The sequence below is a fragment of the Arthrobacter antibioticus genome (assembly GCF_030063205.1).
GTDB lineage: Bacteria > Actinomycetota > Actinomycetes > Actinomycetales > Micrococcaceae > Specibacter.
The window spans coordinates 15,896-33,063 of the sequence record NZ_JASISQ010000002.1 but is presented as its reverse complement, the minus strand read 5'-3'; the positions used below and the strand labels follow the sequence as shown (position 1 = coordinate 33,063).

At 52.5% G+C, this 17,168-nt stretch carries 14 protein-coding genes and 2 tRNA genes; 14 read left to right on the top strand and 2 right to left on the bottom strand.

Annotated features, from left to right (window positions below):
* Nucleotides 1–360: 360 nt before the first annotated feature.
* The 12 genes from dnaA (at nucleotide 361) to QMG40_RS05120 (ending at nucleotide 13,466) form a co-directional block, all read left to right on the top strand.
* Entirely contained in the window at nucleotides 361–1,851 is a 1,491-nt protein-coding gene (gene dnaA / locus QMG40_RS05175; RefSeq protein ID WP_283528722.1) for a chromosomal replication initiator protein DnaA, read from the top strand.
* Between the two features lie 457 nt (nucleotides 1,852–2,308).
* Complete coding sequence (gene dnaN / locus QMG40_RS05170) at nucleotides 2,309–3,433, top strand: DNA polymerase III subunit beta (RefSeq protein WP_283528720.1); 1,125 nt, start codon at nucleotides 2,309–2,311, stop codon at nucleotides 3,431–3,433.
* Nucleotides 3,434–3,509: 76 nt separating this feature from the next.
* Nucleotides 3,510–4,397, top strand: a complete 888-nt coding sequence (gene gnd / locus QMG40_RS05165; protein WP_283528717.1) for a phosphogluconate dehydrogenase (NAD(+)-dependent, decarboxylating) — start codon at nucleotides 3,510–3,512, stop codon at nucleotides 4,395–4,397.
* A gap of 21 nt (nucleotides 4,398–4,418) precedes the next feature.
* Complete coding sequence (recF, locus tag QMG40_RS05160; protein ID WP_283528715.1) at nucleotides 4,419–5,648, top strand: DNA replication/repair protein RecF; 1,230 nt, start codon at nucleotides 4,419–4,421, stop codon at nucleotides 5,646–5,648.
* The gene (locus QMG40_RS05155) at nucleotides 5,641–6,231 is read left to right on the top strand and encodes a DciA family protein (protein ID WP_283528713.1); all 591 of its coding nucleotides are present in this window, start codon (nucleotides 5,641–5,643) and stop codon (nucleotides 6,229–6,231) included. The genes recF and QMG40_RS05155 overlap by 8 nt, the downstream gene beginning before the upstream one ends.
* Nucleotides 6,232–6,557: 326 nt before the next feature.
* On the top strand, nucleotides 6,558–8,657 hold the full coding sequence (gene gyrB / locus QMG40_RS05150; RefSeq protein ID WP_283528711.1) for a DNA topoisomerase (ATP-hydrolyzing) subunit B: 2,100 nt from the start codon (nucleotides 6,558–6,560) through the stop codon (nucleotides 8,655–8,657).
* A gap of 69 nt (nucleotides 8,658–8,726) precedes the next feature.
* The gene (gene gyrA / locus QMG40_RS05145; RefSeq protein WP_283528709.1) at nucleotides 8,727–11,390 is read left to right on the top strand and encodes a DNA gyrase subunit A; all 2,664 of its coding nucleotides are present in this window, start codon (nucleotides 8,727–8,729) and stop codon (nucleotides 11,388–11,390) included.
* Nucleotides 11,387–11,959 carry a DUF3566 domain-containing protein gene (locus QMG40_RS05140; RefSeq protein WP_283528707.1) on the top strand — a complete coding sequence of 191 codons (573 nt, stop codon included), beginning with the start codon at nucleotides 11,387–11,389 and terminating at the stop codon, nucleotides 11,957–11,959. The genes gyrA and QMG40_RS05140 overlap by 4 nt, the downstream gene beginning before the upstream one ends.
* Nucleotides 11,960–12,088: 129 nt before the next feature.
* Nucleotides 12,089–12,162, top strand: a tRNA-Ile gene (locus tag QMG40_RS05135).
* 35 nt (nucleotides 12,163–12,197) lie between these two features.
* Nucleotides 12,198–12,317, top strand: a complete 120-nt coding sequence (locus QMG40_RS05130) for a DLW-39 family protein (protein ID WP_283528705.1) — start codon at nucleotides 12,198–12,200, stop codon at nucleotides 12,315–12,317.
* Between the two features lie 40 nt (nucleotides 12,318–12,357).
* Nucleotides 12,358–12,433 (top strand) — tRNA-Ala (locus QMG40_RS05125).
* A 148-nt stretch (nucleotides 12,434–12,581) separates the two neighbouring features.
* A complete protein-coding gene (locus QMG40_RS05120) occupies nucleotides 12,582–13,466 on the top strand; it encodes a DMT family transporter (RefSeq protein ID WP_283528703.1) in 885 nt (294 codons plus the stop codon).
* A gap of 143 nt (nucleotides 13,467–13,609) precedes the next feature.
* On the opposite strand, the gene QMG40_RS05115 is transcribed toward QMG40_RS05120, so the two are convergent.
* Nucleotides 13,610–14,641, bottom strand: coding sequence for a hypothetical protein (locus tag QMG40_RS05115; RefSeq protein ID WP_283528701.1), 1,032 nt, complete (start codon nucleotides 14,639–14,641; stop codon nucleotides 13,610–13,612).
* A gap of 135 nt (nucleotides 14,642–14,776) precedes the next feature.
* On the opposite strand from QMG40_RS05115, the gene QMG40_RS05110 reads away from it, so the two are divergent.
* Nucleotides 14,777–15,319 (top strand): peptidylprolyl isomerase, encoded by a 543-nt coding sequence (locus QMG40_RS05110; RefSeq protein ID WP_283528699.1) that lies wholly within the window; start codon nucleotides 14,777–14,779, stop codon nucleotides 15,317–15,319.
* Nucleotides 15,320–15,663: 344 nt separating this feature from the next.
* On the top strand, nucleotides 15,664–16,278 hold the full coding sequence (locus QMG40_RS05105; RefSeq protein WP_349361601.1) for a rhomboid family intramembrane serine protease: 615 nt from the start codon (nucleotides 15,664–15,666) through the stop codon (nucleotides 16,276–16,278).
* Nucleotides 16,279–16,362: 84 nt separating this feature from the next.
* On the opposite strand, the gene QMG40_RS05100 is transcribed toward QMG40_RS05105, so the two are convergent.
* A complete protein-coding gene (locus tag QMG40_RS05100) occupies nucleotides 16,363–16,914 on the bottom strand; it encodes a flavin reductase family protein (protein ID WP_283528695.1) in 552 nt (183 codons plus the stop codon).
* Nucleotides 16,915–17,168 lie beyond the last annotated feature (254 nt).

The following is a 17,168-nucleotide window of genomic DNA, read 5'->3' as shown; positions in this document are numbered from 1 at the left end:
AGTAACAGACCTTTTTCGCCGTTTCTGCTTCACGCTGTGAAACCGGCCTTAGTTCTCCGGGCTTCATCCACAGCTGTGTACAGCGCTGTCTCCGCGGGCTGTGGACGAAGCACAAATTAGCCCCACCTCGGGATATCTATCCACAAGCTCTTTCTCTCGCTATCTTCTGAGGTTTCCATACTCTAGGCTTGGCCCTGAACAAGTTATCCACGTATGTGCATAACTCTGTGGATTACCGCACATCAAGGATTCTCTACACCTCCGAAACACAGTTCAATACGTGTAGTAGAAGTCACGTGCGATGGGCACATAAATACCAACATTCCGGTACAACGCCCGGAAGTGAGGACGGAACAGTCAATGAGCACTGAGGACATCAATGACGTTGGAAGTTCCTGGCGGCGAGTCATTAGGATTTTGGAACGCGATGAAAGGGTCTCTCCGCGACAGCGTGGTTTTGTAGTCCTTACACAACCCCAAGGACTGATCGGCAACACTCTTTTGGTGGCTGTACCCAACGAGCTAACTCGCGAAGTGTTGCAGAATCAGCTCAGCACCGCTCTCAACGAGGCCCTTTCACAGGTATTCTCCGAAGACATAAGTTGTGCGTTCAGTGTCAACGCCGACCTGGTTCCGCACGTAAAAGAGGAAGAGCCTGTTGCTTTACCATCTCCGGACCGCAACGATCGCACGGATCGACATGACGTTAAAGAGCGCCATGAGCGCAGTGAGCTCACCTCACATAATCAGCGTTCAGACCGCACAGAACATGTATCCAAGCCTGCACCAACTTTGCCCAGCAATTCGCACGAGTTTGGCCGGCTCAATCCCAAGTATGTTTTCGACTCTTTTGTGATTGGTTCATCCAATCGGTTCGCCCATGCAGCAGCAGTAGCTGTTGCTGAAGCCCCAGCAAAGGCCTACAACCCTTTGTTCATCTACGGAGATTCGGGTCTAGGCAAAACACATCTCCTTCACGCCATCGGACACTACGCCCGGCGGCTATATACGGGGATACGAGTACGCTATGTGAACTCTGAGGAGTTCACCAATGATTTCATCAACTCCATCCGCGATGACGAAGGGGCAAGCTTCAAGCAGCTCTACCGCAATGTAGACATCCTGCTCATCGACGATATTCAGTTCCTGGCAAATAAAGACGCAACCCAAGAAGAGTTCTTCCACACTTTCAATGCTCTTCATAACCACAACAAGCAGGTTGTCATCACTTCGGATCTGCCACCAAAGCGTCTGCAGGGATTCGAGGAGCGGATGCGTTCTCGCTTCGAGTGGGGTTTGTTGACGGATGTCCAGCCTCCGGAACTTGAAACTAGGATCGCTATCCTGCGTAAAAAGGCAATCGGTGAGGGTCTCTCTGCACCTGATGACGCGTTGGAATACATTGCTTCTAAAATCTCAACCAATATTCGTGAGCTGGAAGGCGCACTAATCCGCGTCACGGCGTTTGCCAGCTTGAACCGGCAGCCCGTTGATGTGGGTCTTGCGGAGCTCGTCCTCAAAGATCTCATCACTGACGATGGTGCCCAGGAAGTCACATCGGCGGCTATTTTGGGTCAAACTGCTGCCTACTTTAACATCTCCTTAGAAGAGCTATGCAGCAAATCCCGCACGCGTTCCTTAGTGACCGCCCGCCAGATCGCAATGTATCTGTGCCGTGAGCTAACAGACATGTCACTACCCAAAATTGGTCAGGAATTCGGTGGCCGCGACCACACGACCGTAATGCACGCTGATCGAAAAATCCGGGAACTAATGGCTGAACGTCGTGCCATCTATAACCAGGTCACAGAGCTCACAAACAAGATCAAACAGCAGCAACGCGAGGGTTAGTTCCCACAACACAAAATAATTTGGCTAATTTTTGGTGTGGATACATCTGTGGATAACTAAGTGCACAAGTTGTTATAGCTGCGGATAACCTGCAGGCCATCTGTGGATCACCAAAACTGGCAAGAAAGTTTTCCCCGCATCCCCACAGCGGTAAGCGGGAGCACCTCACAACCTGTACACAGGCAACTTCGGTATGACGGCGTACTCAGGGCCGGTTATCCACAGTATCCACAGGACTTATTAACACTACTAACTACAAGAATTATTCGTTTCAAACAACATTTACCTATGCTCCATCTTTCATCCCTCACGAAGCACAGACCAATGCCCAACTGGGCAGGTCTAGGGGCTAAGCTGATTCCAAGCATGTAATTCTTTCTGTGGTTATTTGTCCTCACCGGAGAAGTACCCTGATCGCAAATGAAATTTTTCGCACCATGAAAGGCGGCACCCTTCCGTGAAGTTCCGAGTCGAACGGGATGTTCTGACCGAAGCAGTCAGCTGGGCCGCACGATCCTTGTCACCGCGTCCGCCAGTTCCAGTACTTTCAGGCCTTCTACTTAAAGCTGAAGCTGGCACTTTGAGCTTGGCAAGTTTTGACTATGAAATCTCAGCCCGGCTGCAAATACCTGCTGACATTTCAGAAGAAGGATCCATCTTGGTTTCAGGGCGCCTGCTAGCTGATATTTGTCGCAGCCTGCCCGCAGCTCCAGTTGAAGTGGAAACAGATGGCAGCAAAGTCACCCTCACGTGCCGCAGTAGTCGTTTCCATTTAGCCACTATGCCGGTCAGCGACTACCCCGAACTTCCGGCACTGCCAGATGTAAGTGGAACTGTTGATGGGGAGGCGTTTTCTCAAGCAGTTGCCCAGGTCATTATTGCCTCCAGCAAAGATGACACCTTGCCCATTCTCACCGGTGTGAAAATGGAAATTGAAGGTGACCTCATCACTCTGCTGGCTACGGACAGGTACCGCTTAGCACTACGTGAAATCCGGTGGAACCCAATTTCTCCAAATATCTCCACAGGTGCTTTGGTCAAGGCTAAAACTCTTAGCGAGGTTGCCAAGACATTGGGTAGTGCCGGCAATATCAACATTGCTTTGTCGCAGAACAAGGAACTCATCGGCTTTGAAAGTGGTGGACGCCGGACAACCTCGTTACTTGTTGATGGTGATTACCCAAAAATCCGTTCATTGTTCCCGGACACAACCCCCATTCACGCAACAGTTGAGACACATGCCTTGGCTGAGGCCGTCCGCCGTGTTTCCCTTGTTGCAGAACGCAACACTCCTGTCCGTTTGATTTTCACTGATGGGCAACTCACATTGGATGCAGGAACCGGGGAGGATGCCCAGGCTTCGGAAAATCTTGAAGCAACACTTGTTGGCGATGAAATTACAGTAGCCTTCAACCCCCACTACCTCAGTGAAGGTCTAAACGCTTTCGACAGCAAGTATGTAAGGTTCTCTTTCACCTCCGCACCCAAACCGGCAATGCTCAGCGCTCAAGATGACATTGACGGCGAACGTCGAGATGAATACCGCTACCTTGTGATGCCTGTGAGACTTCCCAACCAGTAGTTCTTTGCCGGTTCCGGCACATCACCATTTCTTGCTATGCAACCGCAGCACCCACCAATGGAAAAGAGGCACTAAAGTGCATATTGGACTCATCGGACTTGGAAAAATGGGCTTCAACATGAGGGCCCGTCTTCGTGCCGCACAAATAGAGGTGACTGGGTTTGACCAGAACCCCGAACTCACTGATGTGGCTTCGTTGGCTGATTTGGTGGCTGCTGTTCCCGCTCCACGGTTGATCTGGGTAATGGTTCCTTCAGGTGCTATCACGTCCTCAGTGATTACAGCTTTATCGGAAGTGCTTGAACCCGGTGATTTGCTTGTAGATGGTGGAAACTCCAGGTTCACCGAAGATCAAAAACACGGTGAGATGCTTGCAGCCAAAGAAATTCACTTCATGGATGTTGGAGTGTCTGGTGGAGTATGGGGACTGAAAAACGGGTATGGGCTGATGGCTGGTGGATCGGATACAGACATTGAGCGGGCCCTGCCAGTTTTGGATGCTCTTCGCCCTGAAGGTGAACGCGCTGACAGTTTTGTACACGTGGGCGAGGTAGGTGCCGGCCACTACGCAAAAATGGTTCACAATGGTATTGAATATGGATTGATGCAGGCCTATGCCGAGGGGTATGAACTACTGGCCAAGAAGGAAATAATCCAGGATCTACCAGGCACTTTTCGTGCATGGCAAAAGGGGACGGTTGTTCGCTCTTGGCTGCTTGACTTGATGGTCAAGGCATTAGATGAGGACCCCGGTTTGGAGTCCATTGACGATTACGTTGAAGATTCAGGGGAAGGGCGCTGGACTGTGGAAGAAGCCATTGCCAATGCGGTGCCGGCTCCGGCGATTACAGCAGCCCTCTTTGCCAGGTTCTCCTCCCGCGAAGATAACTCCCCAGCAATGAAAATGGTCTCGGCGTTGCGCAACCAATTTGGTGGGCATGCCACAAAACCTGCCGGTTCCTAGCAGTGGATAAAATTCAGCTTCATGTATCTTGAACACCTTTCCCTGACAGATTTCCGTAGCTATGCCCAAGTTGACCTGACACTCACCCCGGGTGTCACAGTGCTTGTAGGAGCTAACGGACTGGGTAAAACTAACCTTGTGGAAGCTATTGGCTATTTGTCGACGCTTTCCTCACATCGGGTGAGTGCGGATGCCCCGCTATTGCGCTTTGGAACAGAACGGGCACTAGTGAGAGCCCAACTGGTCAGGGGCGAACAAAAGGTCATGGTTGAGGTTGAGATCAATGCTTCCAGAGCTAATCGTGCCCGTATTAATCGTGCTAATCCTGTTCGCTCCCGGGATATTTTGGGGCTGTGCAGAACGGTTTTGTTTGCTCCTGAAGATTTAGCTTTAGTCAAGGGTGATCCTGGAAATCGTCGTCGGTTTTTAGACGACCTTTTGGTTGTTTTGTTACCCAAACATGCGGGTACTCGCAGCGATTACGACAGGGTTCTGAAACAGCGCAACGCTATGCTGAAATCAGCACGAGCCCAGCATTTTTCCAGAGCAGGCGTCTCGGAAGTTCAATTGTCCACTCTTGATGTTTGGGATGAGCATCTGGCTGTGGCTGCAGCTAGTTTATTGGCAGCAAGACTCGATTTACTTAATCGTCTGCGCCCCCATATGGCCGAGGCCTACGCACAGCTGACCGACGGAACCAAGCTGCTACGGGCGCTGTATCGTAGTTCTCTGGATGCGTCAGAGGAGTACGACGGCGCCTCCCCCAACACGTTTGCAGAACCTGGGATTGCTAATAGTCCCGTACAGGTAGAGGCAGCGGACTTCTCGCTGTGCACTTTGGATGAGCTTGTACAAAAGTACCGTGAGGAGCTGGTGCGGTCCAGAAGCCGCGAGTTAGAGCGGGGTATGTCTTTGGTTGGTCCCCACCGGGACGAACTGGAACTGCTTTTGGGACAGGCACCAGCTCGTGGCTATGCATCGCACGGTGAGTCTTGGTCAATTGCCCTGGCATTGAGGCTTGCCTCATTCCATGTTTTAGATGAGGACAAACATGTGGCGGGGAACCAACCAATTTTGATCCTTGATGATGTTTTTGCCGAACTGGATTCCCAACGACGTCGGAAATTGGCTTTAATGGTGGCCGCGGCTGAGCAAGTACTTGTGACAGCGGCCGTTGGTGGAGACATCCCCGACGAGTTATCAGGTTCAACGATCCAGGTCATCCCCGGCGGCGTTGCTCCCAATGAGTGATCAGCCTGTTGGTTCCGCCTCTGTTGATCCAATAGGTCAAAAGCGCAGTGCCCAAGCCGCGGCCAAGGACCATGACACCGAAATTGATGCGGCTCAGGCTGCGCTGAACCGGATGCGCCGGATTGCCAAGAGCCGGGGGGAGTTGCGAATTCCGCGCAGCAGATTGGGCGAGAAATCTGTTCCAAGGAGTAAAAAGAAACCATTTCTTGACGTCAAATATGGTGGTGGAAGAGATCCACTTGGATTAGGGAATGTGGTGAGCCGCCTAGTCTCCGACCGCGGGTGGAGCTCTCCGTTGGCGGTTGGATCAGTTATGGCCCATTGGGATACTTTGGTTGGACCGGAGATCGCAGCCCACTGTCAGCCAGAGAGTTTTGAAACTACAACTTTGCATGTCAGATGTGATTCAACCAGTTGGGCAACACAATTGCGATTACTTTCGGCGTCGCTGTTGGCCAAATTTGATACAGATTTGGGGAGGGGGGTAGTAACAAATATTTTGGTTCTTGGGCCGGCTGCCCCTAGTTGGCGTAAAGGTTTCCGAAACGTCAAAGGCCGTGGACCGCGGGACACGTACGGGTAGTAATGTGCCGGTTGGTGCAAACCCGGTCCGTGCAGGGCAGAGGCTTTCAAACCCTCTTGGGCGTACATCTCCTTAAAGAAGGAACAGCAATGGCCTCCTGAGTACGTTTTCTGGCGTTTTAGGACACGATGAGACCCCATATGCGCCTGCCACAAGGTAGAATTATTCAATAACCGTCTCTCCGCGGCGCTGTGGCAGTATTTTTGGTTAAGTTGAGAGCGGTATTTATCTGCCTTTCAAGAGGAATCGACGCACAGACGAGTGAGAGTTGTCTGCCGTCCCGACGTTGGCAATCGAGCTAAAAACAAGAGGGGTCGAACGCGCCTGTGACGACGAATAATCCGGATAGTGCCGTAAATCCAGAGCCGGAAAACACGCAGCCAAGCGCGGCGGCAGAAACCGAAGCATCTTCCGTGCCAGTGAAAAATCCTGGTCACTACGATGCCAGTGACATCACTGTTTTGGAAGGCTTGGAAGCCGTCCGGAAGCGTCCTGGTATGTATATTGGCTCCACAGGTCCTCGCGGCTTGCATCACTTGGTCTATGAAGTGGTCGATAACTCCGTAGATGAAGCGTTGGCTGGCTACTGTGACCACATCGAAATCACCCTGACCGCTGACGGCGGTGTAAAGGTGGTGGACAACGGCCGTGGAATTCCGGTTGATATCCACCCGACAGAGGGAAAGCCCACCGTCGAAGTTGTTATGACCATCCTGCACGCTGGCGGAAAATTTGGCGGCAGCGGTTACGCGGTTTCAGGTGGTCTGCACGGTGTTGGCATTTCCGTTGTCAATGCGCTTTCCAGCAGAGTTGAAACTGAAATCCACCGCAAAGGTTTTGTTTGGCGGATGAGTTTTGCCGACGGTGGAAAACCACAGGGCACCCTCGTCAAAGGCGAAGTGACCGCTGAGACGGGAACAACACAGACGTTTTACCCTGACGCAACCATTTTTGATTCGATAGATTTCGATTTCGAAACTCTGCGGGCACGCTTCCAGCAGATGGCCTTCTTGAATAAGGGCTTGAAGATCACGCTCTCTGACGAGCGCACTGTATTAACAGCACCGGATGAAGACCCGGATTTGGACGCCATCCCCGAGGGGAAAGACACCATCACTGGCAAACGAGTTGTCATCTACGAGTACAAAGATGGCCTGCTTGATTACGTTAAACACCTCAACACGTCAAAGAAATATGAGCCGGTTCACGAGGACGTCATAGCCTTCGAAACTGAGGATTCAAGCCGAAGCATGGCTGTTGAAATTGCTATGCAGTGGACAACTTCCTTCTCCGAGAGTGTTCACACGTATGCAAACACCATCAACACTCATGAGGGTGGTACACACGAGGAAGGCTTCCGTGCAGCCATGACCTCATTGATCAACCGATATGCGCGTGAAAAGAACATCATCAAGGAAAAGGATGACAATCTGACAGGGGATGACATCCGTGAAGGTCTCACAGCCGTCATTTCCGTCAAGCTTTCTGAACCTCAGTTTGAGGGACAAACCAAAACTAAACTTGGTAACTCAGAAGTTAAGGGGTTTGTTCAGCGTGTTGTCACGGATGGACTTGGCGATTGGCTTGAACGCAACCCTGGTCCGGCAAGAGATGTCATTCGGAAATCGATCCAAGCTTCCATGGCGCGTTTGGCCGCTCGTAAGGCCCGTGAAAATACACGCAGGAAGGGCTTGCTTGAATCAGGCGGTATGCCCGGAAAACTAAAAGACTGCCAATCTAAAGATCCGGCGTTGTCGGAGATTTATATTGTGGAGGGTGACTCGGCCGGTGGCTCCGCCGTGCGCGGAAGAAACCCAACTACTCAGGCCATTCTTCCTCTTCGCGGGAAAATTCTAAATGTTGAACGTGCGCGCCTGGATCGCGCATTGGGAAATGCTGAAGTTCAGGCCATGATTACTGCGTTTGGTGCAGGCATTGGTGAAGACTTTGATGTAACAAAGGCCAGATATCACAAGATCGTATTGATGGCCGACGCAGACGTTGACGGACAACACATCACAACGCTGTTGTTGACTCTCCTGTTCCGCTACATGCGTCCCCTGATCGAGAACGGCTACGTGTACCTGGCACAGCCCCCCTTGTACAGGATCAAGTGGTCAAATGCACCCCACGACTATGTTTTCAGCGACAAAGAGCGGGACGCGACGTTGGCAGCAGGGGCGGCTTCTGGCCGAAGAATCCCTAAGGATAACGGGATCCAACGTTACAAGGGTCTGGGCGAAATGGACTACACGGAGCTATGGGACACCACCATGGATCCGGCACACCGCACTCTTCTCCAAGTGACTATGGATGATGCTGCAGAAGCCGACCAGATCTTTTCCATCCTCATGGGTGAAGACGTTGAATCACGACGTAACTTCATCCAACAAAACGCCAAGGATGTAAGGTTCCTCGACATCTAGGTTGGGCCAGCATGAGCCCCTGGTTATAGTGCGAATCGGACATATATTGGGAATGGAATATTAAAGATTATGAGTGACGAAACACCGCAGAACCCCGAAGAACCCAGTGCGGATGCCACGGGTGGTGAAATTCTCGAAGGAAACCTAATGCATGACAAAGTTGAGCAGATCGATCTCCAGGAGGAGATGAAGCGCTCTTATCTGGACTATGCCATGGCCGTTATTGTGGGCCGTGCGCTTCCTGACGTTCGTGATGGTCTCAAACCTGTGCACCGCCGAGTTCTCTACGCCATGTTTGATGGTGGATACCGACCTGAGCGGTCATTCAACAAATGTGCACGCGTTGTTGGTGAGGTCATGGGCCAGTATCACCCTCACGGTGACACAGCCATCTACGATGCCCTGGTACGACTAATCCAAGACTGGACCATGCGTTATCCCTTGGCACTTGGCCAGGGCAACTTTGGTTCCCCCGGTAACGATGGTGCTGCTGCACCCCGTTATACCGAGACGAAAATGGCACCGCTTGCCATGGAAATGGTCAGGGACATTGACGAAGAAACCGTCGATTTCCAAGATAACTATGATGGCAAGAACCAAGAACCCACCATTCTTCCCTCCAGGTTCCCCAACCTGTTGGTCAATGGTTCTTCAGGCATTGCTGTGGGTATGGCAACAAATATCCCGCCACACAATCTGCGTGAAGTTGCCGAAGGTGTCCAGTGGTACCTGGCCAACCCGGGAGTGGGACGTGAAGAACTTCTTGAAGCTCTTATCGAACGCGTCAAGGGACCCGATTTCCCCACTGGGGCACAGATTCTGGGACGCAAGGGTATTGAAGATGCCTACCGCACTGGCCGAGGCTCCATCACGATGCGTGCTGTGGTCAATGTTGAAGAAATTCAGGGACGCACCTGCTTAGTTGTTACTGAGTTGCCTTACCAAGCGAATCCCGACAACCTTGCCATTAAGATTGCCGACCTTGTCAAGGATGGCAAAATTGCGGGTATCGCGGACCTTCGTGATGAGACTTCCGGGCGCACAGGCCAGCGTCTCGTTGTTGTACTTAAGCGTGATGCAGTTGCCAAGGTTGTCCTAAACAATTTGTACAAACATACGCAGTTGCAGGAGAACTTTAGCGCCAACATGTTGGCAATTGTTGACGGTGTTCCTCGCACTCTGCCACTGGATGCCTTCATTCGTCACTGGGTTAACCACCAGATGGATGTGATTGTTCGGCGCACACGGTTCCGGTTACGCAAGGCCGAGGAAGAAGCACACATACAGCGTGCACTTCTGAAGGCTTTGGAAGCACTCGATGCTGTCATCGCCCTTATCAGGCGCTCAAGTACCACCGAGGAAGCCCGTGACGGCTTGATCGGGTTGCTAGATATTGATGAAATCCAGGCCAAAGCTATTCTGGATATGCAGTTGCGCCGGTTGGCCGCACTGGAACACCAGAAGATCCAAGATCGTCATGACGTACTCCAAACCATGATTACCGAGTTCAACCGGATTTTGGCTGACCCAGTGGTGCAACGCGGGATTGTCAGTGATGAATTGGCAGACATCACTACCCGCTACGGTGATGATCGCAGAACCGAGATCATGATGGGCTACGACCCCAACATGAGCATGGAAGACCTGATCCCCGAAGAAGAAATGGTAGTAACCATCACCCGCGGCGGCTACGTCAAGCGTACGCGCAGCGATAATTACCGTACCCAGCATCGTGGGGGTAAGGGTGTCAGGGGTGCACAGTTGCGTGGAGACGACGTTGTGGAGCACTTCTTCGTGACAACCACGCATCATTGGCTGTTATTTTTCACAAACCTTGGTCGCGTTTACAGAGCTAAAGCCTACGAGCTTGTTGAAGCTGGCCGTGATGCCAAGGGTCAGCATGTGGCGAACCTTTTGGCGTTCCAACCGGATGAAAAGATCGCCCAGGTTATGGAGCTGAAGGATTATCAGCAGTCTCCATACCTAGTTCTTGCAACGAAGAATGGTTTGGTTAAGAAGACCTCGCTAGAGGACTACGACACCAATCGTTCCGCCGGTGTCATTGCCATCAACCTACGTGACGGCGATGAACTTGTCTCGGCGCAATTGGTCTCCGATACCGACGACCTCTTGTTGGTATCCCGCAAGGGACAGTCCATCCGTTTTACCGCAACGAACGAGGCACTGCGTCCGATGGGGCGCGCAACCTCTGGTGTAACGGGAATGAAGTTCCGTAACTTCGATGAGTTGCTTTCAGCAGCAGTAGTTACGGATGAATCTTATGTGTTTATTGTCACGGAGGGCGGATACGCGAAGCGCACGGCCGTTCAGGAATATCGATTGCAGGGCCGCGGCGGTTTAGGAATCAAGGTCGCCAAGCTGGTTGAAGACCGCGGAGACCTCATTGGGGCTTTGATTGTTCAGGAAGATGATGAGGTTTTGGTGGTAATGAGCGGCGGTAAAGTCGTCCGTTCAGACGTGTCCGAGGTTCCGGCCAAGGGACGTGACACCATGGGTGTTATTTTTGCCAAGCCCGACAAGAATGACCGCATTATAGGCATTGCCCGCAATAGCGAGCGGGGCCTTGTTGAAGAAATTGAAGCTGCTGAAGCAGGGGCTGGCGAGACCATGGCAGCCCCTGCGGTAGCAGTTGATGCCGTGATTGAGGAAACCCCACAGATTGATGAAGTACCGTTAAAGCGTAATGACGGAACAACTGGAGGTACCGATTGAGCACCAATAAACCAATACCGCGGCCTGGTTCCGCGCCAAGGGTAGGTACTCCGGCCCGCCCAACGCAGCGCCCAAACAGCCCAACAGGGCCAGCCAAGTCAACAGGGCCAGCCAAGTTAACAGGAGCATCTGCTGCAAAGCAGCGTCCTGTAGCCAAACCGCAGACGCCTCCGACATTGGTTAAGCCCGCTCCTAAGGCTAAAGCTCGCCGTGCCCGCCTTCTGGTGAGCAAGGTCGATCCCTGGTCTGTGTTGAAGATGGCATTTTTGCTCTCTGTTGCATTAGGAATCGTCACAGTTGTGGCTTCCATAGTCTTATGGACAGTCTTAGACACTATTGGTTTGTTTGACACGGTGAATGCTTTTGTCAACGACATTCAGGGTCAGGAGGGCGGTAGTCCCTTCGATGTCTTGAGTATTGCCTCCCTGGGGCAGGTTGCCTCATTCTCCACTATTGTCGCCGTCGTGAATGTGGTCTTGCTAACAACACTTTCTGTTCTTTCGGCCTGGTTGTACAACATCTCTGCCACTTTGGTGGGTGGCATCGGTGTTACTTTGACCGATGACTAGGATTCCAAAGTAGGAAAATTTCCCTAAAACTCCTGAATCGGCGGGCCTAAACAGTTTGTAAGCCCGCCGATTTTGGACTTTGGGAATGTGTGGGGTAAAGTTTTATCTCGGCCCGATGAAGGTCAATGAGGGCGTATAGCTCAGGCGGTTAGAGCGCTTCGCTGATAACGAAGAGGTCCCTGGTTCAAGTCCAGGTACGCCCACGGAACCGAAGGTTCTCGTTGAAGGATGGTATGCAGTGAAGAAGTTGCTTGTATTGGCTACGCTAGGATTCGCTGCTGTTTTTCTCAACAAGAAGTGGCAGGAATCCAAAGTTGTGAAGACAACATGGAGCAAGGCAACTGATTCGGTAAATTGAGTCTTTTAGTTGTGTTTCATATATACTAGATAGGCCTCATGGGGGCATGGCGCAATTGGTAGCGCACCTGCTTTGCAAGCAGGGGGTTCGGGGTTCGAGTCCCCGTGCCTCCACCATGAAGAACGATCCTGGTCTTAGGACCAGGATCGTTCTTGTTTTTGCGAAAGTCTCCCAGTCCGAGGGTTAGTGGTTAGGTCGATGGCTGGCAGGTGTACAGGTAGATTGCTTCCTCAACCATTACCTCGTGTGTCTTACGCTTAGATTGTGATCTTTCTACTTGCCGTTGTGGGTATTCTTGGTGTTTCGGCGTCCGGACCGATTATGGCTGCCACCATGGCCCCAGCCCTGACAATTGCTCTATGGCGCAATGTCCTTGGGGCGGCCGTGCTGGGTTTGCCATCTTTCCTTCGAACTCCGAGGAAATATCTGACGCTGACGCCTTATGAGCGCAAGTACATAGTCATTGCTGCCTCAGCACTGGCCCTTCACTTCGCCTGCTTTGTAACGTCCGTGAAACTGACAACCGTGGCAGCCGCTACTGCCCTCGTATGCCTGCAAGCGGCATGGATCGCGCTGTTCCAGTGGATAAGGGGCTTCAAGCCTCCCACGACCGTGCTGTTGGGGCTTGCAGCGGCTCTTGCCGGGGTCCTGGTGATTACGGGTTTCGACATGGGGGTTTCAACCGAAGCGCTGCAGGGGGATCTACTGGCAGTGGCCGGCGGTATTCTTGCAGCTATCTATACTCTTGCAGGTTCAAAAGTACGCAAAAGCCTCTCAACGAGCGTGTACTCAAGTCTCTGCTACAGCCTCTGTTCGGTCATTCTGTTAGCGATGTGTTTAGTTTTCCGGCAACCGTTGGTGAACATTCCTCCGGAAGCTTGGTGGGGTATCTTGGCCGTGACAATTGCGGCGCAGCTTTTTGGACACACCATTTTCAACTACCTCCTTGCAACTATTTCGCCGCTGGTGGTGTCCATGATGATCTTGGTTGAAATTCCGGGCGCAGCACTATTAGCAGGATTCTTCCTGGGCCAAACTCTTCCGACCGGAACGTATGCGGGCCTGATCCTGATTCTTGTCGGGTTAGCCGTTGTGGTCATCCGCCAAAGCCGTAGCGGCATCAAGGAATTGCCGCCAGCCACCCTTTAAACCAGTAGCCCTTTAAACCAGTGTGAGGGCCAGGACAAGTTACATCCCGACCCTCACATTGGTACATGGCCCCTTATGCGGCAGGGTGGCCAGTAGATCCACAAGATAGGGATTCCACCGGCGTTGCTACCTTGAGCGGTGAACTACTTCTTGGGCTCTGTGGGCTTGGGTTTGGGCGCTGCATCCTTAACCGTGTGAGCGGCTGCGTCCTTTGCATCCGCTACAGCTTCCTTGGCATCGGTCGCCGCCTCTGAGAGGTCTTCCTTCACATCCGAAACGTGTTTGGAAGCGGGCTTGGAAACAGCTTCGGAGACCTTGTCCGAGACAGCCTCAACCGCTTCTTCTGCCTTTCCTTGGATGTCCCTCGCCTTTTCCTGAACAGCGTCGGCAACCTTCTGCGCAGTCTTCTTCGCGCTGTCGTCCGCAGGCACTGGGGCAGGGACGCTAGCTGAGGCATGAGCCGAAGCTGTGGGGGCAGGGGTCTTCCACGGGTCAGCAACAGGTTTAGACGCCTTCCAGACAGCTACCCCCGCTGCTGTTGCGGCAACGACTATGCCTACAACAATCCAGCCTTTACCTGACTTGTTGTCCTTCTTGACGGCCTTTTTCATTTCCGCAGCAAATTTTTTGGCTGAGCTCGCCGCAGCCTTCTCAGCCTTGGCCAGGGCCTTCTTGTTGCCAGTCAGCTTAGCGGCAGCAATTTCAAACTGGTGGGAACCCTTGGATTTCTCCAACGCAACCTCTACGGCGTGCGCGGCGTCCCCGATCTTGCCAGAGACACGCGGGATAAAGTCATCGACAACCCTGTCCTTGGCGGAATTGATACCCGAACCAGCCTTACCAAGTGCCTCTTGGATATGAGGCGTTGCTTCATCAACGGCATCTGAAATTTTTGGTGCCAATTTTTCGAGTCCTTCCTGCAGTTTCGGCGTCACTGCTGCAACGCCGTCGGCTGTGTACTGAGCGGCTTTGCGAAGACCATCCTGGACACGGGGGGATGCCGTCTCGATGCCCTTTTCAATGCGGGGTACAGCCCACCCGAGGGCTGCTTCCACACGAGGAGCAGTCCAATCTTTGGCACTTTCCATATGTGGAGTTGCCCATTCTTTGGCGCTGTCAACGCCGGTGTTCAGCGAGTCTTCCAAACCTTGGGTAAAGCGGTCAACCTTCTTCACGTTTCCTCCAGATGTCAGCAGTTTCGTCTTTAGCCTACGTCCACAACAGCACTCTTGCTATCTTTGGCAGTTCGCCGGGCGCGGAATGATCGGCATTATCAGAATATTCTCACTTTGGCATGGCAGAATATCGCCATGACTGCTATTCCTACCGCAAAAGCAACTATCAGCACCAGCCTTGGCGACATCGTGGTAAACCTCTTTGGCAACCACGCCCCCAAGACAGTGGCCAACTTTGTTGGCCTGGCGACCGGATCCATTGAATGGACACACCCGGGAACTGGTGAAAAAACAAACAAGCCGTTGTACAACGGGACTATTTTCCACCGCATCATCAAAGACTTCATGATTCAAGCTGGCGATCCTTTGGGCCGTGGAGTTGGCGGCCCCGGTTTCCAGTTCGACGACGAGATCAACCCTGACTTGAATTTCAACGACCCCTACAAATTGGCTATGGCCAACGCCGGTATTCAGGGTGGCCGTGGAACCAATGGTTCACAGTTCTTCATCACAACTGTGAACACCAGCTGGCTCCAAGGCAAGCACAGCATCTTTGGTGAAGTCGCTGATGAGGCCTCACGCGCTGTTGTGGATGCCATTGAGGGCGTGGCAACTGGCGCAGGCGACAAGCCGCGTGAAGATGTGCTCATTAACTCGGTGAGCGTTGAGCAGCTCTAAAAACTGATAGTTATGATTTTCATGGCTTTGGCCGCCGGCGTCCGTTGCGATCCGGCGGCTGAAGCCTTCCTTATATTTATCCCGCGAGGATCCTATCCATGAGTTCTGCTTTCCCGACCCAGGAGTCCTCCACAGGAGCCCCTGTCTGCCCACGTCACACTGACCGTGTCTCCTATGTGAGCTGTCAGCGGTGTGGCCGACCAACGTGTCCGGAATGTCAACGGAGCGCGGCCGTGGGAATTCAGTGTGTGGACTGTGTTCGTGAAGCTACTAAGGCCACGCCATCCCGGCGGAGCATTTTTGGCGGGATCGCCCGGGCGGGAAGACCCGTTGTAACTATCACCATGATGGCGATTTGCGTTGTCGCGTTTGGTTTGGACTGGATCATCCCCAACGGCTTCATCTTTCAGAACTTTGCCTATGCCCCATTCTTGACGGAAGCAGAGCCGTGGCGCATGCTTTCCTCCGCATTCTTGCATTCCACCAACATTATGCACATAGCTTTCAATATGTATGCGCTGTGGATTTTGGGTAATGCTCTGGAACCTGCCTTTGGTCGCGTGCGGTTCATGGCCGTCTATCTTGTCAGCGCTTTCGCCGGCTCAGTGGGCGTTCTGATGCTCTCTCCCTTGGACACGGTTGTGGTGGGAGCTTCGGGCGCCGTCTTTGGATTGTTCGGCGCACTTTTTGTTGTGCAAAAGAAGCGCGGTGGCGACCTGCGCCAAATTCTGGTCCTGTTGCTGATTAATGCTGCCATTGGGTTCGTGATCCCCAATATTGCTTGGCAGGCCCACTTAGGCGGTTTGCTGGCCGGTGCACTGTGCACTGCAGCGATTGCCTACGCACCAGCTAAGAACCGTAATCTCATCCAGTGGAGCGGTATTGCAGCTGTGGCAGTGCTCTTGGTTGGTTTGACCCTTTACAAGGTCTCAACTTTCCCGGTTCTTCCTTTCAGCTAGGTCACCAGCTGACTCATAGGCTGAGAAGCGCAGCTGTACTCGTTACGTTAAAAGCAAGGTGTAGTTAGGGTTCTCCAGCAAGTCTTAGGGCTTGAGCCGGCGATAGTCGCCACCGTAGTGGATCAGGGGTGAGGCATCCTTACTCCATGGTGCGTCCTCACCCATAGAAAGCACACTCCCCACCACCAGTAGGTGGGTGGCTGCTGTGTGGATGGTGGTGGTGGCGACCTCAAAAAACGCGAGAGCTCCTGCAATAATGGCGTTGCCAGTGACTGGGCCACGCCTAAAACTTATTTGGTTGAGCAGTCCTTCCAACGGTGTGCCAGGGCTGGCGAGCCAATTTGCTTGAGCCTTTTGCTCAGCCGTCAGAATCGACAGCGCCCACGAACCCGACTCCGCCACAGCTAGTGCGATCCTGGACTCGGCGTAGAGACTTACCAGCAATGTTGGAGGGTCATAGGACACTGACAGGTAGGCACTGACAGTAGTTGCATAGTCTCGGTCGCGGAGCCTAGTGCTAATGATGGCCACTCCGCTGCTTTGCTCAGCACTCAACCTGCGGTACTCATCGATCTGCTCCTGGGTTAGTTCCTGTGGGGAAACTCTGGAGATATCAAGTGCATCGGCTAATTCCATGACTTCATCGTCGCATGAATCTACACTTGTCCACAGCACTATCCACATATGGGTATAACTTACAGGCCTGTAGTTCTAGTAGTCGTCAGTTCGTCGTACACTGTCTTTTCCCCAGACTTATACACACTGGGCATAAGTTACACACATGTAATTCCACAGCTGTGGATTACTCCGTCGCGGCATTTTCAATGCATTATGCGGTAATCGATGTAAAGTTATCCACTTCTGTGGATAACTTTGTGAACAACTATGGA

What these genes read in the sequence shown, in the direction of transcription:
- gyrA (WP_283528709.1), top strand. Translation starts at nt 8,727, where the DNA reads ATGAGTGACGAAACACCGCAGAACCCCGAAGAACCCAGTGCGGATGCC.
- QMG40_RS05100 (WP_283528695.1), bottom strand. Translation starts at nt 16,914, where the DNA reads ATGGAATTAGCCGATGCACTTGATATCTCCAGAGTTTCCCCACAGGAA.
- recF (WP_283528715.1), top strand. Translation starts at nt 4,419, where the DNA reads ATGTATCTTGAACACCTTTCCCTGACAGATTTCCGTAGCTATGCCCAA.
- QMG40_RS05155 (WP_283528713.1), top strand. Translation starts at nt 5,641, where the DNA reads ATGAGTGATCAGCCTGTTGGTTCCGCCTCTGTTGATCCAATAGGTCAA.
- QMG40_RS05105 (WP_349361601.1), top strand. Translation starts at nt 15,664, where the DNA reads ATGATGGCGATTTGCGTTGTCGCGTTTGGTTTGGACTGGATCATCCCC.
- QMG40_RS05110 (WP_283528699.1), top strand. Translation starts at nt 14,777, where the DNA reads ATGACTGCTATTCCTACCGCAAAAGCAACTATCAGCACCAGCCTTGGC.
- dnaA (WP_283528722.1), top strand. Translation starts at nt 361, where the DNA reads ATGAGCACTGAGGACATCAATGACGTTGGAAGTTCCTGGCGGCGAGTC.